Genomic DNA, 24102 nt, shown 5'->3' with positions numbered 1-24102 from the left:
AAGGTTTAGAGAGGGGTGGCGATTGTTTCAAACGCTGCACCGCTCCGGCATCTGACACGTGATGCCCGCCGGTCGCCGAGCGGCGGCCGGCGGGCAATCCAACGTCATTTGGCGCTGTAGTCCTTGCCGTACCATTTCGTGGTCAGCGCGGCGAGCGTGCCGTCCTTCTTCAGCTCGGCGATGATGCCCGAAACCTTTGCGGTCCACTCGGGATCGTTCTTCTCGGCGATGACCACGAGCGGTTCCCGGAAGGCATATTCCCCTTCGAGGATCTTCACGGGATAGCCGTTCTTGATGGCGTTCTGCGCCGTCTGCTCCGGCGCGATCACGGCATTCAGGCGAACGCCGTCGCCAAGCCGCAGGTCATCGAAGGGAAGCATGGAATCGGCGAAGGTGCGGATCTCGCCGGGCTCCAGCTTGTATTCGACGGGAGGCAGGCCGGGCGCGTCGATCTCAAGCTTGCGGCGGATGAAATCCTCCGAGGTGGTGGCCGTCTCGACGCCGATCACCTTGCCGTTGAGATCGGCGACCGACTTCGCGGTGCTGTCCTTGTGCACGACGTAGACATAGGGGCTGTAGTAATAGATGCCGACAAAATCGATCACCTTGGAACGGGCCTTGGTCGGCGTGACCGAGCCGACGCCGAGGTCGTAGCGCCCTTGCCAGCGGCCGCCGGTCAGGGTCGCCCAGTCGGGCGTCTCGAACGAGACCTCGACCCCCAGCCGTTTGCCGATCTCGCGCGAGACATCGATGTCGAAGCCGGCGAGCTCGTTGCTGTCATTGAGAAAGCTTTGCGGCGGCCAGGCGGCGTTGGTGGCGACGACCATCGCCTTCTTCGACGTGACGCGATCCAAAGTTTCTCCGGCCATGGCCGCCGTCGTGATCGCGAATGTCGCGACGGCAAGAATGGCGAAATCGAGCAGTTTCTTCAAAGTTATCCTCCCTTATGGATGCAGCTGAAATGACGGTACCTGCGTCGGGCACCAGTGGTTGTTTCGATCGGCCTCGTCCGCGACGTCTCCGCGGCGTACCGTGGCGTTCGGCTTGCGGATGCAAGTCCAACGCGGCTCGGTGTCGATTTGCGTCCATCGCAGCCGAAGCTGTTCCCCCTCATGGACTGGCGTTTGTGACAGTTGACACTCAGGTCGCGAAAAGCAGGGTTCCACCCGGCGAAATGCCGGATAATGGCAGCCATGCAGTCATTACGTGCCGTGAGGCGGCAAAATGCCGGATATTTGCGCCTTGCGCAGCCTGCACCGGCGGTTCCTGAGGATTGTCGCGGCGGTGGTTCAGCCGATAGGATCGCGCCGAGCGATTGGACGGGTTCCAGGGCGGATCGAAGGAGAGGATTGATTGTGGAATTGACCGAAAAAGATCGCCAGCTGCTCGCGCTGATGCAGAAGAACGCGCGTGAGCCGGTCGCATCACTGGCGCGTCAGCTCGGCGTATCCCGGACTGCCTTGCAGGAGCGCATACAAAAGCTCGAGGCGGGCGGGGTCATCGAAGGCTACGCGGTGCGGCTGACCAAGGAGGCGGCGCAGAATTCCGTCCACTGTTTCACCTTCGCCGCCCTGAACAACAAGAGCTACCCGGACGTCTCCAGGAAGATCAAGGCGATGCCTTCGATCCAGGCGGTCTATGCCATAGCCGGCGAGTGGGACCTGATCATCCATGTCGCGGCCGAGACGCTCGAGAAGCTGAACCGGGAAGTGAATGCGCTGAATGAAATCAGCGGCATCGTCAAAACCGCATCGCATGTGGTGATGGAGACGAAGTTCAATCGCAACATCTATGCCGCACTGTAGGAAGGGCGAGGTTTCGCTCGCCCCTGCCCATCCAAATCCGGCTACACAGTCGCCGGGTCGAGTGCGGGCTCGCCCATGCGGCGAGCGACGATCGCCGCGAAATCGGCGGTCTGGAATGTGTCGCGCAGCGCGTCGAAGGACGGCAGCACGAAATAGACGCGCTGGAACTTGTCGATTTCGTAGCCCGTGCGCATCACCGTTTCCAGGTCGAAAGGCGCATGGTGCGCATCCTTGCTTTCGACCGCGAACTGCAACTCCGTGAAGGATGACATCAGGCCGGCGCCGAAGGCCTTCAGCGGCTGACCACTCTCCTGCATGAGGCCGTATTCGGCCGTGTACCAGTAGAGCCGGCTGATCATTTCGTCGCCGCCCAGCGCGATGATGTCGCCGGCCTTCTGGCCATACATCTGCATGAAGTCGGCGAAGACCGGCTGCGACAGCACAGGCACATGTCCGAAGAAATCATGGAACATGTCGGGTTCGACGATGTAGTCGAGCTCCTGCTGCGTCCGCAGCCAGTTGGTGACGGGGAAACGGCGGCTGGCGAGATGGTCGAAGAAGGGCGCGGCCGGGATGAGCCCTGGCACGGCGACGATCTCCCAGCCAGTCAGCTTGCGCAACTTGGCACTGACTTCGTCGAAGTCCGGGATGCGGTCGAGCAGGCCGAGCTTGTCGACGCCGTCGAGATAGGAATGGTGGGCGAGCTTGCGCGTCAGTTTCGTCTGGCGGTCGCACAGCGTGCGCCAGACCGCCTGTTCCTCGGCGCTGTAGTCATAGCCTTGCGCCACGGTGAAATCGGCACGGCAGACCGAGTAGTCGCCGCGCAACCCTTGAGCCGCGCAGTCGCGGGCATATTCGGCAACGCTCATTGTCGTCATGGTTTTCTCCTCGCCAATCTTGAATTCCGGATGTGCCCGAAGTTAACCGGACTTGCGGAGGCAAATCGGTTTTGGTGATGGCCGGAATGAGGATTTTTGGATAACATCCACTCGGAATATGCCATAGCGGAGGGAAAATGCCTCAATTCGACGATTTCGAGATCAAGATGCTCGATATCCTCCAGCGCGACGGACGCAAGCCGGTCTCCGAACTGGCGCAGGAGATCGGCCTGTCGACGACACCTTGCGCGCGGCGCTTCGAGGCGCTGCAGGAGGCCGGCATCATCAAGGGCTTTGCCGCCGTGCTCAGCCGCCGTGCCGTCGGCCTGACGGTCGAGGTGTTCATCCAGGTGCGGCTGGTCAGCCACAGCGACGGTTCGCCCGAGAGTTTCATCGCCGCGGTCCAGCGCATGGACGAGGTATCATCCTGCTGGACGATGACCGGCGACCACGACTTCCTGCTGCATGTCATGGTGCCGTCGGTCGACGAACTCAACGCCTTCGTCATGCACCGGCTGATGCGGCTTGACGGTGTGCGCGACGTCCACACGCAGCTCGTGCTGCAGAACATCAAGGGACCCGGCCACGTGCCGCTCGGACATCTGCGGCGGTGATGGCGCCGGCCAGCATGGGCGGATCACCCATGAAGAGGTCCCGCCATGAAGCTCGTTCTCCATGCGCTGGTATACGGAGATGGACGGCGGCTCTGGTCCGCGAGTCTGGGGATTTCTGACGCGCGATGGCCGGATGAAAGATGGCCGATTTCCGGAGCGCGCCACAGACGCGGAAGAGCAATCGATGGTGTTCGAACGGACGGCATGGAAACCTGCCGTGCTCGCGGCCATGCATTCGCACCGCGCCTGACTTTTTCACGCTGGCCGTTACCAGGCTGCGCGCTACTTCCTGGAAGCAGAGGGTGTCCGGCAGGAGGAAGAGATGGAGCTTGTCACCCATAAAAAGATGAAAGAGGGCCGGCTGATGCCTTGGGGAAAAGGCACCGTCGTCAGCGGCGCCAGGGGCTATGTCTTTCTCGCCGGCAATACGGGCACGGCCGAAAATTACGACCCGTCGACGGGCAAAGGTGGCGCCGTCGGGGACGCGGCGACGCAATGGCGCTCCATTTTGACGACCATCAAATCGGACCTGGAGGAGCTTGGCAGCTCGCTCGAGCATCCCGTCAAGATCACCCAATATGTCAAAGGACCATTTCCGGACGGCGGCGTTCTGAGTTCCCCCAATTTCCGGCTGGACGTCATGGACGAATTCTTCGCCGCGCACTGCCCGAAGCACTGCAGCTACAACAATCCGCCGCCCTCGGAGGTAATCGGGGTTGCCGCACTTGCGCATCCCGATCTCGTCATCGAGATCGTGGCGGTCGCCGCTCTGCCGGATTAGCGCCGGGCGCGACAGCCCACAAATATCAGGGCACGATCAGCGTGCCGGCGCCGTGCTCGGTGAACAGTTCAAGCAGCACCGAATGCGGCGTCTTGCCGTTGAGGATGACGACGCCTTCGACGCCGCGCTCGATCGCCTCGATGCAGGTCTCGACCTTCGGGATCATGCCGCCCGACACCGTGCCGTCCTTGATCAGCGCCTTGGCCTCGGCGACCGTCAGCTCGTCGATCAGCTTCTTGTCCTTGTCGAGCACGCCCGGCACATCGGTGAGGAACAGAAGACGCGAGGCCTTGCAGGCGCCGGCGATGGCGCCGGCGAAGGTATCGGCATTGATGTTGTAGGTGTGACCATCGCGGCCGGGCGCCACAGGTGCCAGCACCGGGATCATCTCGGAGCGCGCCAGAAGGTCGAGCAGCGTGCGGTCGACCTCGACCGGCTCGCCGACGAAGCCGAGATCGAGCACGCGCTCGATGTTGGAGTCCGGGTCGATCATGGTCTTGCGCGCCTTTTCGGCGAACACCATGTTGCCGTCCTTGCCGCACAGGCCGATCGCCCATTCGCCCTCGGCGTTGATGAGTGCGACGATCTCCTTGTTGATAGAGCCCGCCAGCACCATCTCGACGATCTCGACCGTCTTCTGGTCGGTGACGCGCAGGCCGCCCTCGAATTTGGATTCAATGCCCATCTTGTTGAGCATGGCGCCGATCTGCGGCCCGCCGCCATGGACGACGATCGGGTTGACGCCGGACTGTTTCAACAGCGCGATGTCGCGCGCGAAGGCTTTGCCGAGTTCGCTGTCGCCCATGGCGTGGCCGCCATATTTCACCACCACCGTCTTGTTCTCGTAGCGCTGCATGTAGGGCAGCGCCCGCGACAGCAGGGCGGCCTGCATTTCGGCGGTGGCGGCGATGTCCGTCATCGGCGTGGTTCCCTGGCTTTTGATTTCATGCCTGTCGTTGCCCCAAAACCGCTGCGCATTTTTGGCGACATGCATCAGGTAAAGACGGCGGCGTCTTAGCGGGAATTGACGCGGGCCGCAAACGGCTTTGCTGTCATATTCGGGCGGCTCACGACCTCGTCATCACTTAAGGCACCATAAGCGGCGCCCTGCGGCCAAGCCAACCGGAGATCTTCTCCATCTGCGCGGCCAGGGACAAAAGCGTCTCCTCGTCACCGGGGCGGCCCGCGGCCTGGACGCCGAGCGGCAGGCCGGCTTCGGTGACGTAAACAGGGAGCGCGATGGAAGGCTGGCCGCTGACATTCTGGATCGCCGGCCAGTGAGTGAACCACAGGCTCTTGTCCATCAACTGGCCGAACAGCGGTTCGATCCTGAGCAGCGCCGTGAGGCGAAGCTTGTCGAGCATATTCTCGATGAGCTCGTCGGCACCCTTCGGGTCCATCGCACCGCAAGCGAGCGGCGGGTGGGCGATAACAGGCATCAGCACGGCGTCGTAACGCGCCGTCTCCGCAATCAGTTGCCGCGAGGCGGCATGCAGCCGCTGCAAGCCGGCATAGGTCTCGCCGGCCGAGACCATTTCGCCCAGTCGGCCGAGCACCCGCGTCGCGCGCTCGATGTCGCCGGTGACGGTGCGGCCGACGCGCACCGCCTCGGCCCGCAACATGCCTGCGACAGCCGAGGCAACCGTTCTGCAGAAATCGGCGAAGAAGTCGCGACCGATGGAGGGCAAATCGATTTCCTCGACGCTGTGGCCGCCCTCGCGGGCGAGCGCCACCGCGGTATCGAGCGCTTTCAGCGTCTCGGCCGAAATCGGCAGGCCGAGCGGAGAGTTCCGGTACATTGCGAGCTTGAGCTTGCCGGGATCGCGGGCGGCAGCCGCGGCGAACGCACCCTTCGGCGGCGGCGCGACATAGGGTGCGAGCGGGTCGGGGCCATGGGTGAGGTCAAGCAGCAGGGCGCAATCGCGCACCGAGCGGGTGACGGCATGGTCGACCACCATGCCGTACCAGCTTTCGCTCACCAATGGCGACAGCGGGATGCGGCCGCGCGAGGTCTTGAGGCCGACCAGCCCGGTGCAGGCAGAAGGCACGCGGATCGAGCCGCCGCCATCGGAGGCATGCGCCACCGGCACGACGCCGGCGGCGACCAGTGCCGCAGCGCCGCCGGACGAGCCGCCGCTGGTGTGGCCGGTGTTCCAGGGATTACGGGTGATGCCGAAGGCTTTTGATTCGGTCATCAGCCGCAGCCCGTGTTCGGGCGATGTCGAGGTGACGATGGGTATCAGTCCGGCGGCGAGATAGCGTTCGGTCAGCACCGAACTGACCTCGGGCACCCAGGCGGGGATGCGGCTGCCGCCATGCGACGGCACGCCCTTGATGGCGATGCCGAGATCCTTGATGGCGAAGGGCACGCCGGCCAGCGGTAGGGAACGATCGATGCCCTTCGCCCGGCTGCGCGCCGCATCGTAGAGTGTCTCGGCCGTGGCATTGATTTCAGGCCGGCTGGCCTCGGCGCGCGCGATCGCCGCGTCGACCAGTTCGACCGGCGAAACCTCGCCCTTGCGCACCAACGTGGCAAGGCCGGTGGCGTCTTCTTCCCACAGCACTCGTTCGACCGACATGCGCGCTCCCCCGATCCAGGCAAGGTAACCAGCGGCCAATCCGTTGGCAATCGAGCGATGGAACGAGTGCGGCGCGGTGCGGAAAGCTTTGGGTGCACGGAAATTTGCGCCGTTGCAAATACATCGCAATCCCCTAATTTGCCGACATGACGCCACAGGAGATCAGCAATCTGATTGTCCGGACTTCGATGAAGGACCGGGCTTCGTTCGATCTGCTGTACCGGCAGACCAGCGCGAAACTTTTCGGTGTCTGCCTTCGTGTATTGAAGGACCGGGGAGATGCCGAAGAGGCGCTTCAGGAGGTCTTCGTCAAGATATGGACGAAGGCGGACCGTTTCGCCGTCTCGGATCTAAGCCCGATTTCCTGGCTGGTGGCCATCGCGCGCAACCATGCGATCGATCGTATCAGGGCGCGGCGGGAACCTGCCGCCTATATCGATGCCGCGCTCGATGTGGCCGATCCGGCGCCGGGACCGGAGGCCATGACCGTGGCAGGTGGCGAGTCCGAGCGCATCTACCATTGTCTCGAGGAATTGGAGAAGGGCCGGGCAGCGGCTGTCCGGGGCGCCTATCTGAACGGCGAGAGCTATGCCGAACTGGCGGAGCGCCATGGCGTGCCGCTGAACACGATGCGAACCTGGCTGCGGCGCAGCCTGCTGAAGCTCAGAGAGTGTCTGGAAAGATGACGCTGGTAGACGACGACGGACCGGAACGTGGAGGCGACGACCTGTTCGCCGCCGAATACGTTCTTGGCGTCCTGACAGCGGAAGAACGCCAGATCGCGTCCCGCCGCATCGATGGCGACGCCGCATTCGCTCGGCTTGTCGATGCCTGGGAGGCCCATTTTTCGCCCTTGGCCGTCGCCTATCCCGGGACAGAACCTCCGATCAGGGTCAAGGAGGCGATCGATCGCCGGCTGTTCGCCTCGCAGCCTCGCGCCGGCCTATGGTCGAGCCTTGCCTTCTGGCGCGGCCTTGCCGCCGCCGCCATCGCGGCGCTGGCGATCTACATCGCCTTGCCTTTCATCAACCCGCCGCTCCAACAACCACAGCTTGTCGCCTCGCTGGCCGCCGAAGGCAGCGACGTCAGATACCTCGTCGTCTATGACGCGGCGCATCATGAAGTCGGCCTGTCGCACGTTTCCGGTGAGCGGGCCTCCGGCAAGGACTTCGAACTGTGGGTGATCGTGGGCAAGAACGCGCCGGTTTCGATGGGCGTCATCCCGGCCGGGAAGGCTGCGCATGTGACGGTTTCGCCGGCCGTGCAGCAGAAACTTGCGCAGGGCGCCGTGCTGGCGGTCAGCCTCGAGCCTTCAGGCGGTTCGCCGACCGGCCAGCCGACGGGACCGGTGGTGGCGGCAGGCGACCTGAAGGGCATCTGATGGCTCCCCGCCCGGACCGTCGCCTTACAAAATAGTGAAGTCTATTTTTGCATGGATAACCGCGGACCAAATTCCCGCGGTTGGATCAGCCTATCCACCGAAATCACTGGACCTCATTCGGAAGAAAAGAATTCTTTCATAGAAAGCGAAACTAAGTTTTTCATGGCCCGTATCTCCTCGCGTTCCCAATGATGGGGAAAACAACCCGAGGAGACTTACATCATGCGTAAATTCGCCACCCTTTTGCTCGCCGGTACGATCGGCCTCTCAGCGCTCGGCACCATCGCCTATGCCGCCAATCCGATGGTCGGGGGCGCACCCATGTACGCCAAGAAGAACATCATCGAGAACGCCGTCAATTCGAAGGACCACACGACGCTGGTCGCTGCCGTCAAGGCAGCGGGCCTGGTCGACACGCTGCAGGGCGCCGGGCCCTTCACCGTCTTCGCTCCCACCAACGAGGCCTTTGCAGCACTTCCGGCCGGCACGGTCGAAACGCTGCTCAAGCCCGAGAACAAGGACAAGCTGACCAAGGTCCTGACCTGCCATGTGATCGCGGCGAAAGCGATGGCCGCCGACGTCGCCAAGATGGCCAAGGCCGATGGCGGCGCGCATGTGGTCAAGACCGCCGGCGGCTGCGAGCTGACGCTCAAGGCCGACAAGGGCAAGGTCACCGTCACGGACGAGAACGGCAATGTCGCCCATGTGACGATTGCCGACGTCAGGCAGTCCAATGGCGTCATCCACGTCATCGACAAGGTTCTTTTGCCGAAGATGTAACATACGGCTCGCTGCCGGCGAACAGGCAGCAAGGCTCTCCTGCCGGTGCGCGACTTCGTACACGCGTTGCGCCGGCAGGCGTCCGCTCCGCACTGTGGCTCCATCCAGGAGGCTGGTGCGGGTAACGTTCGGCCCTCAACGGCTTTTGATTTTCAGCCGAGCGTTGAATGTGGCAAACAGATAGCAGGAGGATTGGCCATGAACCGTCGCGACTTTCTCTTGAGCGGCGCCGCCGCCATCGGCGTGGTCGCCGGCACGGCATCTCTGCTGCGCATGGGCGGATCGCAGGATGCACGTGCGGCGGAGACCTTCGAAGTCACCAAGACCGATGCCGAATGGCGCGCGATCCTGTCTCCCGCGGCCTTCGACGTGCTGCGCAAGGAAGGCACCGAATATCCCGGCACCAGCCCATTGCTCAACGAGCACCGCAAGGGCGTCTTCGCCTGCGCCGGCTGCGACCTGCCGGTTTACTCCTCCGAGACGAAGTTCGATTCCGGCACCGGCTGGCCGAGTTTCTGGCAGGAGATCGCCAACGCCGTCGGCAAGACGCAGGACCGGTCGCTCGGCATGACTCGCACCGAAGTCCACTGCCGCCGCTGCGGCGGCCATCTGGGCCATGTCTTCGACGACGGCCCGCCGCCGACCGGGCTGCGTCACTGCATCAACGGCGTGGCGCTGAGCTTCAAGCCCGCCACAGCCTGAGACCATGCGGCCGCGATATGAAAAAACTCCGGGCTTGCGACCCGGAGTTTTTTAGCGGTCAGTCATTTCGGGCGTGGACTGGAGGAGCTTCCCGAAACGGCTGCCCGTGTTTCCTTGCTTCCAGCGCATTACCGGACGCAAATCGTTTCTCCGGTATTGCCCTGGTGTCAGTGCCCGCCGCCACCACCGCCGGCGGCCGCCGGTTTGCGGATCATCATGGTGAACAGGCCAAGCGTCGCGAACAGCACCGTCAGCATGTAGAACACGTCCATGAAGGACAGCAGCGCCGCCTGCTGCTGGACCATGCCCGACAATTTCGAGATCGCCGCGCTGGCCGCATCCAGGCCGGCGGTCTGCTCGAAATTGAGCGTCATGTTCTGAAGCTTCTGCTGCGCGGCCGCACTTCCCCACTGCACGTGCTCGGAGAGCCTTGCATAGTGGAAGGCGTTGCGGTCGATCAGCACCGTGTTGATCAAGGCGAGGCCGACGGCACCGCCGAGATTGCGGGTCAGGTTGAACAGGCCCGATGCATTCTTCAGCCGCTCGGGCGGCAGCGTGCCGAGCGCGATGTTGTTGATCGGCACCATGCACAGCATCATCGAACAGCCGCGCAGGATCTGCGGGATGAGCAGCTCGTAGAAATCCCAGTCGGCGGTCAGGTGCGTCATCCACCAGGTTCCGGTGGCAAAGCCGAAGAAGCCGATCATCATCATCAGCCGCGGGTCCATCTTGTTCGACAGGATGCCCGAGACCGGCGCGGTGAAGAACATCGCCAGGCCGCTGACGAACAGCGCCTCGCCGATCATCATGGAATCGTAGCCGCGGATGCGTCCGAGGAACACGGGGTAGAGATAGGTGAGACCGTAGAGGCCGATGCCGATGACGAAGGAGAACAGCGAGCCGAAGGCGAAGTTGATATTGCTGAACGCCTTGAGATCGACGATCGGCTCCTCGGCGGTGAACACCCGCCAGAAGAACAGCACCGCGCCGAAGGTCATGACGACGGCGCAGATGAACACCGCCTGATCCTGCAGCCAATCATTGTTCGGGCCTTCCTCGAGCACATATTCCATGCAGCCGAGGAACGCCGCCATGCCGGCAAGGCCCCACCAGTCGAACTTCGAGAACAGCTTGAGGTTGGGCTTGTCGAAGTCGATCAGCGACCAGGCCGCCGTCGTCACCAGAATGCCGGGCACGACATTGACGAGGAACAGCCAGTGCCAGGACATTGCGTGGCTGATATAGCCGCCGACGGTCGGACCGATGGTCGGCGCCAGGGTGGCCACCAGGCCGATCATCGGCGACACGACGGCACGGCGCGACGGCGGGAAGATGGTAAAGGCGGCCGCGAAGACGCTGGGGATCATGCCGCCGCCGATAAAACCCTGAATGGCGCGATAGACGATCATCTGGTCGATGTTGGTTGCGGTCGCAGCGAGCGCGCTGGCGGCGGTAAAACCCGCCGCCGAAATTGTGAACAGAACGCGCGTCGACAGCATCCGGCTGAGAAAGCCGGATAGGGGGATCATGACCACCTCGGCGATCAGATAGGCCGTCTGCACCCAGGGGATCTCGTCGGAACTGGCGCTCAGGCCAGCCTGGATCTCGGCCAGCGAGGCCGAGACGATCTGGATGTCCAGGATGGCCATGAACATGCCGAACACCATCGCCAGGAAGGCTATGACGCGCCGCGTCGAGATGGTGTCAGGCACTGCCGGCCTCGCCGGCGGCGCTCCTGCGGTCAGGGTTGCGGTAGCCATGGCGTTGCTCCCCGGAGCGCGCTCAGTTGGTCGCGGCCGGCGCGGTGCGGCTGTCGACGGCGACAACGACGCTCAAGCCGGCGCGCAGCCTGCCGCTCTTCAGGGCATCGGCCGGCACGTCGATGCGGACCGGGACGCGCTGCACCACTTTGGTGAAGTTGCCGGTGGCGTTTTCCGGCGGCAGCAGCGAGAACACGGCACCCGAGGCCGGCGCCAGCGAGGAGACGGTGCCCTCGATGGGCTCGCCGTCGATGGCATCGACCGAAATCCTGACCTTTTCGCCGGGCACCAGCCGGGCAAGCTGGGTCTCCTTGAAGTTGGCGACGATGTAGAGCTTGTTCATCGGGACGATGACGGCGAGCTTCTGGCCGGGGCTCACGAGGTCGCCCTGCTCGACGGAACGGTTGCCGACGACGCCGTCATAGGGCGCCTTGAGCACCGTGAAGGAAAGGTCGCGCGCGGCCTTGTCGCGGCTGAGCTGCAAGGATGCCAGCGTGCTTGCCGATTCAGCACGCTGCGCCTCCAGCACGCCGATATTGGCCTGTGCTGCGGCGATCTGTGCGTCGGCGCCGACGAGAGCGGCGTTGGCCTGGTCGAGCGCCGTCTGGGCGTCGTCGAGTTGCGCCTGCGTACCGACATGGGTCTTGAGCAGTTGCGCGGCGCGCTGCTGGGCGCGCGCGGCATTGGCCGCCGCGGCCTGGTCGGCGGTCTTGGCGGCCTGCGCCTGCTGCAAGGAGGCCTGCGCCGCCTTGGTCTGCGCATCGATGCGATCGAGCGTCCTGGCCAGCGTGGCGATCTGCGCCTCGGCCTGGGCGACCGCTATTTTGTAATCACCGTCATCGACCGTCAGCAGGGGATCGCCGGCCTTGACCTGCTGGTTCTCGCTGACCTTGACCTGATCGACATAGCCGGAGATCTTGGGCGAAATGAAAGCCATGTCGGCCTGGACATAGGCGTCGTCGGTCGAAATCATGAAACGGCCGGTGGTCCAGTAATCATAGCCGTACCAGGCGCCGGCGCCGAGCAGGGCGACGCCGATGATCGGCAGCAGGAAGGAGCGCACGGAACGCTTTTTCTTCGGCGGAGTTTCCGCCAGAGGCGGCGCGGCGACTGGCTGGACGGGAACTTCCGGTGCTTCCGTCGCCGGGGCGATCTTGGCGTTGGGGAAAGGACGGACTTCGGCGGTGGACGGCGCGTTCGAGGACATGACATCTCTCTAAGTTATAATACTGAACCGTTCGGTTCGATCCGGCCGTTGACATAGCGCCTAAAGAGGGCCATATCAAGAGGCAATCGAACCGCTTGGTTCGAATTATTTTCGAGGTGTGACTTTAATGGCCGACACAACGCCCGACGTCGAAAACGACAATTGCGGCGACCTGCTGGACGGCTTGCGCCGCGGCCGCCCGGCTGCTGGACAGGATCCGGTCAAGCGCAGCCAGATCATCGATGGCGCCCGCCGGGTCTTCATCGACAAGGGCTTCGAGGCGGCCTCGATGAACGACATCACGCGGGAAGCCGGCGTGTCGAAAGGCACCATCTATGTCTACTTCGCCAACAAGGAAGAGCTGTTCGAGGCGCTGATCGAGGAAGAGCGCGGCACGATCTTCAAGAACATGTATGACGTGCTCGACCGTGCCGACGACCTGCGCGAGACGCTGGTGAAATTCGGCAAGGTCCTGTCCATGAAGATCACCTCGGCCAAGGTCATCCAGGCCCAGCGCACGGTGATCGGCGCCTCCGACAGGATACCCGACATGGGCGCGCGGTTTTACGAACGCGGCCCCAAACGCGGCCACGACAAGGTCGTGACCTTCCTCAATGCCGCCATCGACCGTGGCCTGCTCAAGATCGACGATGTCGACCTTGCCGCCTATCAGTTCACAGAACTCTGCCTGGCCGGTCTTTTCCGGCAGTGCATCTTCGCCTATCGCGCCAAGGCTCCGAACCAGGACGAAATCGACCATATCGTCAGGTCGGGCGTCGACATGTTCCTGAAGGCCTATGGCACCGAAATGCTTGCCGCGGAGGAAAGCCACAAGATGATCGCCCTGGAGGCGAAGGCTTAACCCGGCTTTTTCTGCCGCTAGCCGCCATTGGCCGCGAGCACGATCGCGGCGCGCAGCTCCTCCAGGCCCTCGGCCTTTTCCGATGACGTCGCCAGCACGAAAGGAAACGCCGCCGGTCGCTTCTTGATCTTGGCAAGCGTCTCCTCAATCAGCCGGGGCACGCCGGCGGCCTTGATCTTGTCGGTCTTGGTCAGAACGACCTGGTACGAAACCGCCGCCTTGTCGAGCAGCGACAGCACCTCGTCGTCCTTGGCCTTGATGCCGTGGCGGGCGTCGATCAGCACATAAACCCGCTTCAGCGTGACACGGCCCTTGAGATAGTCGAAGACCAGCTTCGTCCAATTGTCGACCTTTTCCTTGGGCGCGGTGGCATAGCCGTAGCCCGGCATGTCGACCAATGCCATTGGCGGCAGGTCGGCGCCCTCCCCCGAAAATCCGTCCGGCACGAAATAATTGAGTTCCTGCGTGCGCCCCGGCGTGTTGGAGGTGCGCGCCAGGCCCTTCTGGTTGACCAGAGCGTTGATCAGCGACGACTTGCCGACGTTGGAGCGGCCGGCAAAGGCGATTTCCGGCGGCCCTTCCGGAGGCAGGAACTTCATGGCGGGCACACCGCGGATAAAGATCCACCCGCGGGTAAACAGGTCCGTGCCGATCGTGGTGCTGTATTGAGCGTTCAAGCTGCTGTCTCCAGAAAAGAAATATCGGCGCCCCTGATGGCATCGAGGTTGCGGCTGATCTTGTCCACCGGCCAATCCCACCAAGCCACCGCCAGCAGCCGCCGGATCGTCCTGTCGTCGAAACGCATCTTGACGACCTTGGCCGCGTTGCCGGCGACGATGGCATAGGGCCGCACGTCGTGCGTGACCACGGACTTCGCCGCGACGATGGCGCCATGGCCGATTTGCACCCCCGGCAGGATCACTGCCTCCATGCCGATCCAGACATCGTTGCCGACCACCGTGTCGCCGCGCACCTCCTTCGACCATGTGGCGGGGTCGAAACCCTTTTCCCAGCCATGGCCGAAAATGTTGAACGGATAGGTCGAAAAACCGGACATGGCGTGGTTGGCGCCGTTCATGATGAAGCGGGCACCTTCGGCGATGGCGCAGAACTTACCGATGATCAGCCTGTCGCCGATGAAGGAATAGTGGTGCAGCACGCATTTCTCGGCGAATTTGTCCGGCCCTTCCGGATCGTCATAGTAGGTGAAGTCGCCAATCTCGATGTTGGGCGCGCTCACCAGCGCCTTGAGGAAGCCGACGCGCGCGTGCATCGGGACCGGGTGCTTGATGTCGGGATTGGGTCCGGTCATGGCGGTTCGTCCGGGAATTGGCTGGCGGACGCGTCCCGCGTCGGCGCACACCTCGTCAAAGTAGCGTAATCCGCCGTATAGCACCAATCGCCCCGGGAGCGAGTCTTCGATGGTGGACAAGCGCATTTGCCGGATCGGACGGTGCCGCGCGTTTGCAGTTTCGCCCATCGCGGGCGGACGTGGACCGATGCCGGCGCATAAGAAAAAGCCCGGGCGACCGGGCTTTTAGCGAAGAATGAGGCTTTATTCCGCTGGCGACGGTTTCTTGCGGAACAGCGCCAGCAGATTGTCCCACAGTTCGATCTTGGCGCCTTGGCGCTTCATGATCACGCCTTGCTGGAGGATCGACAGCGTGTTGTTCCAGGCCCAGTAGATGACAAGCCCGGCCGGGAACCCAGCCATCATGAAGGTGAAGATGACGGGCATCCAGGTGAAGATGGCGGCCTGCGTCGGATCCGGCGGCGTCGGGTTCATGCGCATCTGCAGGAACATGGTGACGCCCATGATCAGCGGCCAGACGCCGATCATCAGCATGTGCGGAAGCGTGATCGGAACAAGGCCGAACAGGTTGAAGATCGAGGTCGGATCGGGCGCGGCCAGATCCTGGATCCAGCCGAAGAACGGCGCATGGCGCATCTCGATGGTGATGTAGAGCACCTTGTAGAGCGAGAAGAAGACCGGGATCTGCAATGCCACCGGCCAGCAGCCGGCGAGCGGATTGATCTTCTCGGTCTTGTACAGCTCCATCATCGCCTGCTGCTGCTTCATCTTGTCGTCCGCGTATTTCTCGCGGATCTCGAGCATCTTGGGCTGCACCTTCTTCATGTTCGCCATCGACGCGTAGGACTTATTGGCGAGCGGGAAGAAGATGGCCTTGACGATGACGGTGGTGGCGAGGATCGCCAGGCCGAAATTGCCGAGGAATTTGTAGAGCGTGTCGATCAGCCAGAACATCGGCTTGGTGATGAAGTGGAACCAACCCCAGTCGATCAGCAGGTCGAACCGCTTGATGTGGCGGTCTTCGGCATAGGCATTGATCTTGGCGACTTCCTTGGCGCCGGCGAAGACCTCGGTCTCGACGGTTGCCGACTGGCCGGCCTCGACATTGATCGGGTCGGTGAGGAAGTCGGACTGGTAGCGGTGGCGGCCGTCCACGAAATAGCCGAAGCGCGGCTGGAACGGCTGCTTCTCGCTCGGGACCACCGTCACCGCCCAGTATTTGTCGGTAATGCCAAGCCAGCCGTCCGTCGACTTGCCCGGCTTGACTTCCTTGTCCTTCTCGATGGACGCGTATTTGTGTTCCTGCAGGCCTTCCGCACCGGTGAAGCCGATCAGGCCTTCATGCAGCACGTAGGTGCTGGCGACTGCCGGCTTGTCGTAGCGCGTTACGCGGCCGTAATTCGATAGCGTAACCGGGGCCGAACCCGAGTTGCGCACCTCGTCGGAAACGGTGAACATGTAGTCGCTGTCCACAGAGAAGGTGCGCTTGAAGGTCAGCCCCTTGTCACTGGTGTAAGTCAGCGTCACCGGCGTCGACGGGGTCAGCGTCGGATTGCCTTCGACGTTCCACACCGTATCCGCGCCCGGTACCGTGCCCGTCTTGTCGTTGCCGACGAAGCCGATCTCGGCGAAGTAGCCGCTGGGCAACTCCGAAGGGTTGAGCAGTTCGATCTTGGGCGAATCCTTGTCGACGGTTTCGGTGTAGTGCTTGAGCTTGAGGTCGTCGAGGCGCGCGCCGGTCAGGTTGATCGAGCCTTCGAGGCTCGGCGTGTCGATCTTGACGCGCTTCGAAGCCGCCAGCGCCTGGTCGCGGCTGGCCGCGGTGACGGTGTCGCCGCCGGGCGCGTTGGGGATGGCACCGGGAGCGGTGCCGGCCGGCGCTGGCGTTGCCGCGCCCGGATTGGCTGTCTCCGCCGCCTTCTTCTGCTCTTCCACGCGCTGCTGCTCGACGCGCGCCGCCTCGCGCTGCTGTTCGACGCGCGGGTTCATGTAGAAAACCTGCCACAGGGTCAGGATCAGCACCGATAGCGCGATGGTGATGAAGAAGTTTCGGTTGTTTTCCATCGAGAGCCCTTGGCCTATCGTGTTCCGCGAAGTCGGCGGGAGAGTTCGGCCTTCAACTGGCCGAACGGGGCGCGGAGCGCATCATCGCGCCCGACGATGACATAATCATTGCCGGGCATCATGTCATCGGCCGCATGGGTGCGCACGGCCTCTTTCAGCCGCCGCCGGACGCGGTTACGCACGACCGCGTTGCCGACCTTCTTGGTGACGGTGTAGCCGACGCGCGGCGCGCCGCCGTCGCCGCGGTCGAGGACCTCGACGAGGAAAAACCGCCCGCGACGTTTTTCACCACGGCGGACGGCCAGGAATTCCGCGCGTTTCAGAAGCCGCTTGGGATTTTGTCCCACTGGCTTGCCGGTTGCGGGCAACGATCTTGTCTCGCTCAGGCGCTGAGCCGCTTGCGGCCGCGGTTGCGGCGAGCTGCGACGACGCCGCGACCACCCTTGGTGGCCATGCGGGCACGGAAACCGTGCCGGCGTTTGCGGACGAGTTTTGACGGTTGGTAGGTACGCTTCATTTGTTTTAATACCGCGGGGTGCGGCCCTTCTTGATTCTGTCACTCTGTAACAGGAGCTTTGCCGGGCCGGCTTTGGCGCGATCGAAACCGCGCCGGGACGAATGGCCCGAGCGTGAGCGGGCTTATAGAAAGAAGGGTTTTGGAAGTCAATCCGGTGCCGGGCCGGTGCCGGGCCGGTGTCGCCGGGCCCGGGATGCGCACTTTCGGCGGCAATTATATCTCTCCGACCAAGGGGGAAATTGGCAAAAAAGCCGCAATCGCCTAATCTGGGCTGATCAAGCGATTGTGAAGACAGGACCGCATGAGCGAAACCACGCACGCCGAGGAAGGGACAGGACCAGCGCCAGCCGGCGTCCGCAGCGTACCCTTGTCGCGCGGCCTGTCGACAAAACTGCTGCTGTTGACCATCGTCTTCGTGCTTTTGGCCGAGGTGCTCATCTTCCTGCCCTGGATCGCCAGCTACCGGCTGGCCTGGCTCAAGGAGCGGCTGAGTACCGCCGCGGCCGTATCGATCGTGCTGGTGCAGGGCGAACCGACCTCGCTGTCGCGCACGGCGCAGAACGACGTGCTTATGGCGATCGGCGCCAAGGCGATCGCGGTGCGCGACGGCGGCGTGTCGCGGCTGCTTGTGGTGGCCGATATGCCGCCGCAGGTCGACGAGCACATCGACCTCGCCAGCGTCGGCATGGTCAAGGGCATGACCGGCGCGCTCGACACGCTGTTTTTCGGCGGCAACCGGATGCTGCGCGTCTTCGGGCCGGTCGGCGACAGCGACAAGGAGTTCGAGCTGATCATGCCGGACTACAGCCTGCGCAAGGCGATGCTTATCTATTCGCGCAACGTCGCCTTCGTCTCGCTGCTGATCTCGCTGTTCACGGCCATGCTGGTCTATGCCGCGATCGACCTGATCATGATCGGACCGATCCGCAACATGACGCGCTCCATGCTGTCCTTCTCGCAGGCCCCCGACGACCCCAGCCGGATCATTCATCCCGCCGCTCGCGCCGATGAGATCGGGGTGGCCGAGCGCGAGCTGTCGCAGATGCAGGAGCGGCTGCAGAAGATGCTGACCGAGCAGAAGCACCTGGCCGACCTCGGCCTCGCCGTGTCGAAGATCAACCACGACATGCGCAACATCCTGGCCTCGGCGCAGCTAATTTCGGACCGCCTGCGCCAGGTCAAGGATCCGACCGTGCAGGCCTTCGCGCCGAAGCTCCTGCGTGCGCTCGACCGTGCGGTCTCCTACTCGGAAGGCGTGCTTCATTACGGCCGTACGCAGGAGCCGCCGCCTTCGCGCCGGCGCGTGCGGCTGCGCCAGCTGGTCGAGGACGTGCACGGCCTGCTCGACATCGAGGAAGGCATCGAGTTCATCAACGCGGTCGAAAAGGCGTTCGAGGTGGACGCCGATTCCGACCAGTTGTTCCGCGTGCTCACCAATCTGTGCCGCAACGCCGTGCAGGCGATGGCGGCGGACACGGAGAGCGCCGTGGTGCGCCGGCTGGCGGTTTCGGCCGAGCGCATGGGCAGCGTCAGCCGCATCGTCGTGACCGACACCGGTCCCGGCCTGCCGCCGAAGGCGCGCGAGAACCTGTTCGCGGCGTTCCGCGGCTCTGCGCGCAGCGGCGGCACCGGGCTTGGTCTGGCGATCGCGCATGAACTGATCCGCGCGCATGGCGGCACGGTGGAGCTGGTCGAATCGATCGGCGGGCGCACCACCTTCGCCGTCACCATTCCCGACCAGCCGGTGCGGCTCGACCAGGCCCGCAACGGGCTGCGCCGCCCGGCCTGACAGGCTTGGGCGCTGTTTCGCCCGCAAACCGGTCCGGCCCCCTTCGCCCTGTATGCCGCTTCTAACAACCCGATTTCCGGCCGGATCCAGCGGATGACGCATCGACGACAAAACTTTTGCCGGATCGGCTTGCTTTTCGCGAATTCAGTCGCTAGGGAACTGCACACATTCGCGGCCGGTCCTCGAGGATCGGATCGCGGGGTCATGGAAAGCATGACCTGATGCGCGCCCGTAGCTCAGCTGGATAGAGCACCAGACTACGAATCTGGGGGTCAGGAGTTCGAATCTCTTCGGGCGCGCCATTTTATCCTATTGAAATCAATAGACTTCCAGGCGTTTCCAGCGCGACGCCACTGGCTTGATTTTCGGAATTCAGCCGGTTTTGGCAAGACGGCGGCAGCCGGTGCCAAAATCGCACTATGGGCTAAAGTGCCCTACTTGGAACGGCACAGTCTCTGCCAAGCATTCGAAATTTGCTGAGTTTCCTGGCGGTGCACGTGACAGACTCACATTCCGGGGCCGCGCAGGCGTAGTTCGGGATTGAAATCATTGTAGTTCTTCTTTCCGATCTTTCAGTGCGCGCCACCCGCCTCGATATGGCCCGGGTTGCGCAACAGCAGCGTGGCGAAGAACGCGACGACAAGGGCTGCTCCGAGTAGATAGAACGCGTCGCTGAAAGCCATGATGAAAGCCTGCTTGCGCACCATCTGTCCGATGGCGATGACGGCCTTGTGCATCGCGGCTGCGCGATCGCCGGCGCCATGCGCCAGGAAGTACCGGGTCAGATGCTCGATGCGCGCGCGAGTGCTCTCTTCGAACAGCGACACCGACCGCACCAGCACGTTGGAGTGGAACTGCTCGCGCTTGGTCAGAAAAGTCTGCAGCATGGCGATGCCGACGGCGCCGCCGAGATTCCGGATCATGTTGAACAATGCGGAGGCAGAGCCGGCGTTCTCCTGTTCGATGCCGGCCGTAGCGACCGCAGCCAGGGGTACCATGACCAGGGCCTGACCGACGGCACGGACGACATTCGGCCAAAAGAACTGCTCCGACGCGTAGGTCGCCGTCATTTCGATGTTCATGAAATTGCTCGCCGCGAACAGCGCAAAGCCGAAGGCGACGATAATGCGCATGTCGAAACGCTTCATCAACTGCGGCACCAGCGGGATCAGCACCAGTTGCGGCAGGCCTGTCCAGGCCAGCACCATGCCGATCTGCTGGGCGTTGTAGCCCTGGATGCGCGCGAGATAGACGGGCAGGATGAACACCGCCCCGTAGAGCGCAATTCCGAGCAGGAAGCTGGCCAGGATGGAGAAACCGAAATTCCAGCGGGCGAACAGTCTGAGGTTAAGCAAGGGCCTTTCGCTTCTCAACTCGATCCACAGGAAAAGCGAGAGGCTGACGAGGGCGATCAAGGACAGCCGCACGATGAACGGCGAGCCGAACCAATCGTCCTTGTTGCCCTCCTCGAGCACGGTCTGCAAGGTGCCGAGCCCGATCGCCATGGTGATGATCCCGGCCCAGTCGCCCTGGCGCAGCAGCGAAAGCTGCATCGGCGCCCTTTCGAGGGACATCCACAGCATGCCGACCATCATCGCGCCGGGGACCAAGTTGACATAGAAGATGAACTGCCAGCCCCAGTTCTCGGTGAGATAGCCACCGATTGTCGGTCCGATGGCCGGTGCGAAGGTCGCCGACAGCGCGAACAGGGCGAATCCGATCGGCTGCTTCGCCTTGGGCAGGAGGGTTATGGTGATGGTGAAGGCGACCGGGATCAGCACGCCGCCGCAAAAGCCCTGCAAAGCACGCAGAACAATCATCTGCTGAAGGTTTTGCGCGAAGGCGCATGCAACCGAGAAGGCGAGAAACAGGATTGCATTGGCCAGAAGATAGACGCGGATGGAAAAGACCCGCGACAACCAGCCGGTGAGCGGAATGACGACGATCTCGGCCACCAGGTAGGCGGTCGATATCCAGCCGCCGTCGTCGATGCCGGCGCCGATGGCGCCCTGAATGTCGGCGAGGGATGCGTTGACGATCTGGATGTTGAGGACCGCCATGAAGGCGCCGAGCGTCGAGCCAATGACGGCGATCCAGGTCTTGAGCGAGGCGGAAGAGGCATCGGTCGGCGCCAGGCTCGATGCTTTGGCTGCCGCCGGCGCAGGCGTGGGATTGGTAGTGAGGGTTGCGGGCACGGCTGAATTCCTTGTTTGACGAAGCGCGCGTGAGACACTGGCGTGGCGGCCACCATGCGAGGTCCCGGAGAACCTCGCGCAGCCGCTACGAGTTACCAGCCGGCGATGATCCGGCGGCCGCTGTCCGGTTCACCCCGTTCGGCCAGGATGGTTGCCTTCGTGTCGATCGTCGGTTCCGCCGACATGCCGGCGCGCAGCTTGCCGGCGAGCCTGCCGTCGTTGATCGCGATCTTCACCGGGATGCGCTGCACGATCTTGGTGAAATTGCCGGTGGCGTTATCCGGGGGCAGCAGCGCGAACTCGAGACCGCTGGCCGGCGACACACTGTCGACGCGGCCCTTGAGTGCCACGCCGGGAAAGCCGTCGACGGCGATCTCGACCGGCTGTCCGCTCTGCACATGAGTGAGCTGTGTTTCCTTGAAATTGGCCACGACATAGACCGCATTCAGCGGCACCACCGCCATGAGCAGCGTGCCGGCCTGCACATACTGGCCGACGCGAAGCGAACGGGCCCCGACGGTGCCGTCGACGGGCGCTGTGATCGTGGTGTAGGAGAGATTGAGTTTCGCCTGACGCAGGGCGGCCTGGCTGCTGTCGCGCTCGGCCTCCGCCTTGCCGCGCTCAGTCGTGAGCACGTCGATCGCTTTGCGGGCAGCAACCAGTGCGGCGCGATCCCGCCGCAGTTGGGCTTCGTTTTCGCCAAGGGAGGCCGCGGCTTGCTGGGCGCGTTGGCTGGTGCCGTAGCCGCTTTTCAGCAGGGTTTTATAGCGGTCACCCTCCTGCTGCGCGAATTTGAGCTTCGCCTCGGTTGCGGCGACGTTGGCCTTTTGCTGTTCGACCACCGAATGCTGCAGGCCGATCTGGGCGTCGAGGTTATGCAGCGTCGCTTCGGCTGCTTCGACATTGGCTTGCGCTTGGTCGAGCGCGGTCCTGAAGTCGCGGTCGTCGATGCGGGCCAGAACCTGGCCCGCCTTGACGGGAGTGTTGTCATCGACCAGCACCTCGGCGATGTGGCCCGAGATCTTCGGCGCGACAGTCGTATAGTCGGCCTTGACATAGGCATCGTCGGTCGATTGCAGATACTGCCCGACCGTCCAATAGTCATAGCCGTAGAGCGCAGCCGCGGTCAGGCCGACCACCAGACCCAACCCGACAACGGTGCGCTTGATCATCGTCTTGCGGGCCCGCAGCGCGGGCTTCACCTCAACCGGGTATTCCAAGGTGGCGGGTTTGACGCTTACGTTCATCGTAATCTCCTCTCACGGTCGGGCCGAGTGGCCGATTGGTGTCAGGACGATGCAACGGCAATCTTGATGTGATAATCGAGGAAAGAACAGAAGGATCATCCATTAAGAGCGGATAATCGAAATGGACAGGCTCACGAGCTTGACAGTGTTTGGCCGCGTTGTGGAATGCGGCGGCTTTTCCGCGGCAGCCCGACGCCTCAACATGTCGACGACCATGGTCAGCAACCACGTCCAGGCGCTGGAGGACAGGCTCGGCGTCCGGCTTCTCAACCGCACCACCCGCAAGGTGAGCCTGACCGAGATCGGCCAGGCTTACTACCAGCGTTCCTCACAAATCCTCGCCGATCTGGAGGAGGCGGACCGCGTCGCGGGAGCACTTCAGGCGACGCCGCAAGGCACGCTTCGCCTTCATTCCAGCATGAGCGTCATCCGTTTTCTGGCGCCGATCGTTTCCGAATTCGTCAACCTTTATCCGGCTGTTTCGGTCGATCTCACCGTCGGCGAAAGAATGGTCGACATGGTGGAGGAGGGCTTCGACCTTGACGTGCGTTCGCTGCCGCTTCCCGATTCAAGCCTGATCGTCCGGCGGCTGACCTCATGGCGCAACATCGTCTGCGGTTCGCCCGGCTATTTCGAACGCCATGGAACACCGCGTCGGCCCGATGACCTCGCACGCCACAATTGCATGCGCCATGCGTCATATCCTTTCGGTAACGAGTGGCGTTTCGAGGACCCCGACGGCGAGCCCGTTTCCGTCCGCGTCGATGGCAACTTATTGACCAACAGCCAGGAGACGCTCAGACGCCTTGCTCTCGACGGCCGCGGTCTGTTCATACCGCCGCCCTTCCTCGTGGCCGACGACCTGAGCGCCGGGCGCCTTGTCCGGGTGCTGGAGGAATATTCAGGAGTCGAGTTCGCGATCAACGCGTTCTATCCGCATCGTCACCATGTCTCGGCCAAGGTCAGGACTTTCATCGATCTGTTGGCCGAGCGCTTTGCCGAACACCGCAGATGGATGGAATTGAAGTACTGAACAGCAGTCCACCGTCCGCGCCGGAAAGTCGGCGGGCTGATGTCCCTTCTGATCTTCTGGCCGGCCACATGCGGGCAAGGGCCGGAGCGATTGCCAGCACCGACATGGCAAAATCCTCGATCCGGGAGGGGTCAGCGCTGAGGCAGCGCGCCCGCTCATGATCCTATTATCCGCTCTTGGCGGATGATCCTTCCCAATCTTCGATGATTACCATGAGTGGGCCCAAGATGCATCGTCTTGGCGAACAGGCAAGGACCTGTTCTTGAACCCAAGTCCAGAACTCAACCTTAGGAGATTTCCATGAAAAAGATCGCTCTTGCCACCGCCGCGTTCCTGGCCATCACTGGCGCCGCACTCGCCGAGAACCCGAATGTCGGCGGTTCCGACATCAATGCGATTGCCCGGGAACAGCTCGACAACACCCACACGTCCTCGATCGCGCATAGTGCAGCCTACGAACTGCTCAATGCGGGCTCGAATGCGGCCATCGCGCAGGATCAGGCGGTCGAGCATCGCCGGGACCTTTTCGGCAACCGCTAGACACCGGCTCCGGCCGCCGAGCCCCCAAAGCGGCGGGCTCATCCGCCGCCTTCGCC

The 24102-nt window shown here is 63.1% G+C and carries 24 protein-coding genes and 1 tRNA gene; 12 read left to right on the top strand and 13 right to left on the bottom strand.

What is annotated here, in order from left to right; translation table 11 throughout:
- Positions 1-104 precede the first annotated feature (104 nt).
- Positions 105-869: a transporter substrate-binding domain-containing protein gene (locus FJ951_RS08135; protein WP_224519058.1), complete on the bottom strand. Its 765-nt coding sequence runs from the start codon at positions 867-869 to the stop codon at positions 105-107.
- Positions 870-1184: 315 nt separating this feature from the next.
- Between FJ951_RS08135 and FJ951_RS08130 the strand changes: the two genes are divergently transcribed.
- Positions 1185-1805, top strand: a complete 621-nt coding sequence (locus FJ951_RS08130) for an Lrp/AsnC family transcriptional regulator (protein ID WP_224680500.1) — start codon at positions 1185-1187, stop codon at positions 1803-1805.
- A gap of 41 nt (positions 1806-1846) precedes the next feature.
- Here the strand turns inward: FJ951_RS08130 and phhA are convergent, their stop codons facing one another.
- A complete protein-coding gene (gene phhA, locus FJ951_RS08125) occupies positions 1847-2683 on the bottom strand; it encodes a phenylalanine 4-monooxygenase (protein WP_140514307.1) in 837 nt (278 codons plus the stop codon).
- A 137-nt stretch (positions 2684-2820) separates the two neighbouring features.
- Between phhA and FJ951_RS08120 the strand changes: the two genes are divergently transcribed.
- Both FJ951_RS08120 and FJ951_RS08115 read left to right on the top strand, forming a co-directional pair.
- Positions 2821-3297, top strand: a complete 477-nt coding sequence (locus tag FJ951_RS08120) for an Lrp/AsnC family transcriptional regulator (protein ID WP_140491470.1) — start codon at positions 2821-2823, stop codon at positions 3295-3297.
- Between the two features lie 322 nt (positions 3298-3619).
- Positions 3620-4078, top strand: coding sequence for a RidA family protein (locus tag FJ951_RS08115; RefSeq protein ID WP_140514305.1), 459 nt, complete (start codon positions 3620-3622; stop codon positions 4076-4078).
- Between the two features lie 25 nt (positions 4079-4103).
- Here FJ951_RS08115 and argB read toward each other — a convergent pair whose 3' ends face one another.
- On the bottom strand, positions 4104-4997 hold the full coding sequence (argB, locus tag FJ951_RS08110) for an acetylglutamate kinase (RefSeq protein WP_140491474.1): 894 nt from the start codon (positions 4995-4997) through the stop codon (positions 4104-4106).
- Between the two features lie 166 nt (positions 4998-5163).
- Positions 5164-6657, bottom strand: coding sequence for an amidase (locus FJ951_RS08105; RefSeq protein WP_140514303.1), 1494 nt, complete (start codon positions 6655-6657; stop codon positions 5164-5166).
- Between the two features lie 146 nt (positions 6658-6803).
- On the opposite strand from FJ951_RS08105, the gene FJ951_RS08100 reads away from it, so the two are divergent.
- The 4 genes from FJ951_RS08100 (at position 6804) to msrB (ending at position 9520) form a co-directional block, all read left to right on the top strand.
- On the top strand, positions 6804-7343 hold the full coding sequence (locus FJ951_RS08100) for a sigma-70 family RNA polymerase sigma factor (protein WP_140491478.1): 540 nt from the start codon (positions 6804-6806) through the stop codon (positions 7341-7343).
- Positions 7340-8038, top strand: a complete 699-nt coding sequence (locus FJ951_RS08095) for an anti-sigma factor (protein ID WP_140514302.1) — start codon at positions 7340-7342, stop codon at positions 8036-8038. Before FJ951_RS08100 ends, FJ951_RS08095 begins: the two co-directional genes overlap by 4 nt.
- 222 nt (positions 8039-8260) lie before the next feature.
- Positions 8261-8818: a fasciclin domain-containing protein gene (locus tag FJ951_RS08090; protein WP_140491483.1), complete on the top strand. Its 558-nt coding sequence runs from the start codon at positions 8261-8263 to the stop codon at positions 8816-8818.
- Between the two features lie 198 nt (positions 8819-9016).
- A complete protein-coding gene (gene msrB / locus FJ951_RS08085; protein WP_140491485.1) occupies positions 9017-9520 on the top strand; it encodes a peptide-methionine (R)-S-oxide reductase MsrB in 504 nt (167 codons plus the stop codon).
- A gap of 167 nt (positions 9521-9687) precedes the next feature.
- Here msrB and FJ951_RS08080 read toward each other — a convergent pair whose 3' ends face one another.
- On the bottom strand, positions 9688-11280 hold the full coding sequence (locus FJ951_RS08080) for a DHA2 family efflux MFS transporter permease subunit (RefSeq protein WP_140491487.1): 1593 nt from the start codon (positions 11278-11280) through the stop codon (positions 9688-9690).
- A 22-nt stretch (positions 11281-11302) separates the two neighbouring features.
- On the bottom strand, positions 11303-12487 hold the full coding sequence (locus FJ951_RS08075; RefSeq protein WP_140514300.1) for an HlyD family secretion protein: 1185 nt from the start codon (positions 12485-12487) through the stop codon (positions 11303-11305).
- 127 nt (positions 12488-12614) lie between these two features.
- Here FJ951_RS08075 and FJ951_RS08070 point away from each other — a divergent pair, with 127 nt between their 5' ends.
- On the top strand, positions 12615-13349 hold the full coding sequence (locus FJ951_RS08070) for a TetR/AcrR family transcriptional regulator (RefSeq protein ID WP_140514299.1): 735 nt from the start codon (positions 12615-12617) through the stop codon (positions 13347-13349).
- A gap of 17 nt (positions 13350-13366) precedes the next feature.
- Here the strand turns inward: FJ951_RS08070 and yihA are convergent, their stop codons facing one another.
- The 5 genes from yihA to rpmH form a co-directional block, all read right to left on the bottom strand.
- On the bottom strand, positions 13367-14026 hold the full coding sequence (yihA, locus tag FJ951_RS08065) for a ribosome biogenesis GTP-binding protein YihA/YsxC (protein WP_140514297.1): 660 nt from the start codon (positions 14024-14026) through the stop codon (positions 13367-13369).
- Entirely contained in the window at positions 14023-14661 is a 639-nt protein-coding gene (locus tag FJ951_RS08060; protein ID WP_140514296.1) for a CatB-related O-acetyltransferase, read from the bottom strand. Before FJ951_RS08060 ends, yihA begins: the two co-directional genes overlap by 4 nt.
- 243 nt (positions 14662-14904) lie before the next feature.
- On the bottom strand, positions 14905-16725 hold the full coding sequence (gene yidC, locus FJ951_RS08055; RefSeq protein WP_140491498.1) for a membrane protein insertase YidC: 1821 nt from the start codon (positions 16723-16725) through the stop codon (positions 14905-14907).
- Between the two features lie 14 nt (positions 16726-16739).
- Positions 16740-17093: a ribonuclease P protein component gene (gene rnpA / locus FJ951_RS08050; protein ID WP_140514294.1), complete on the bottom strand. Its 354-nt coding sequence runs from the start codon at positions 17091-17093 to the stop codon at positions 16740-16742.
- 14 nt (positions 17094-17107) lie between these two features.
- Positions 17108-17242 carry a 50S ribosomal protein L34 gene (gene rpmH, locus FJ951_RS08045; protein WP_008833937.1) on the bottom strand — a complete coding sequence of 45 codons (135 nt, stop codon included), beginning with the start codon at positions 17240-17242 and terminating at the stop codon, positions 17108-17110.
- Positions 17243-17543: 301 nt separating this feature from the next.
- Between rpmH and FJ951_RS08035 the strand changes: the two genes are divergently transcribed.
- Both FJ951_RS08035 and FJ951_RS08030 read left to right on the top strand, forming a co-directional pair.
- A complete protein-coding gene (locus tag FJ951_RS08035) occupies positions 17544-19031 on the top strand; it encodes a HAMP domain-containing sensor histidine kinase (protein WP_140514292.1) in 1488 nt (495 codons plus the stop codon).
- 225 nt (positions 19032-19256) lie between these two features.
- A tRNA-Arg gene (locus tag FJ951_RS08030) sits at positions 19257-19333 on the top strand.
- A gap of 270 nt (positions 19334-19603) precedes the next feature.
- Here FJ951_RS08030 and FJ951_RS08025 read toward each other — a convergent pair.
- Entirely contained in the window at positions 19604-21226 is a 1623-nt protein-coding gene (locus FJ951_RS08025) for an MDR family MFS transporter (protein ID WP_140514290.1), read from the bottom strand.
- A 92-nt stretch (positions 21227-21318) separates the two neighbouring features.
- Positions 21319-22473 carry an HlyD family secretion protein gene (locus FJ951_RS08020; protein ID WP_140514288.1) on the bottom strand — a complete coding sequence of 385 codons (1155 nt, stop codon included), beginning with the start codon at positions 22471-22473 and terminating at the stop codon, positions 21319-21321.
- 121 nt (positions 22474-22594) lie between these two features.
- Between FJ951_RS08020 and FJ951_RS08015 the strand changes: the two genes are divergently transcribed.
- A complete protein-coding gene (locus tag FJ951_RS08015; protein WP_140514286.1) occupies positions 22595-23506 on the top strand; it encodes a LysR family transcriptional regulator in 912 nt (303 codons plus the stop codon).
- A gap of 300 nt (positions 23507-23806) precedes the next feature.
- Positions 23807-24046, top strand: a complete 240-nt coding sequence (locus FJ951_RS08010; protein ID WP_140514284.1) for a DUF680 domain-containing protein — start codon at positions 23807-23809, stop codon at positions 24044-24046.
- The last annotated feature ends 56 nt before the right edge of the window (positions 24047-24102 follow it).

The organism is Mesorhizobium sp. B2-2-3 (assembly GCF_006442405.1).
GTDB lineage: Bacteria > Pseudomonadota > Alphaproteobacteria > Rhizobiales > Rhizobiaceae > Mesorhizobium.
The sequence above is the reverse complement of the archived record's forward strand: the minus strand, read 5'-3'. Positions and strand labels throughout refer to the sequence as shown.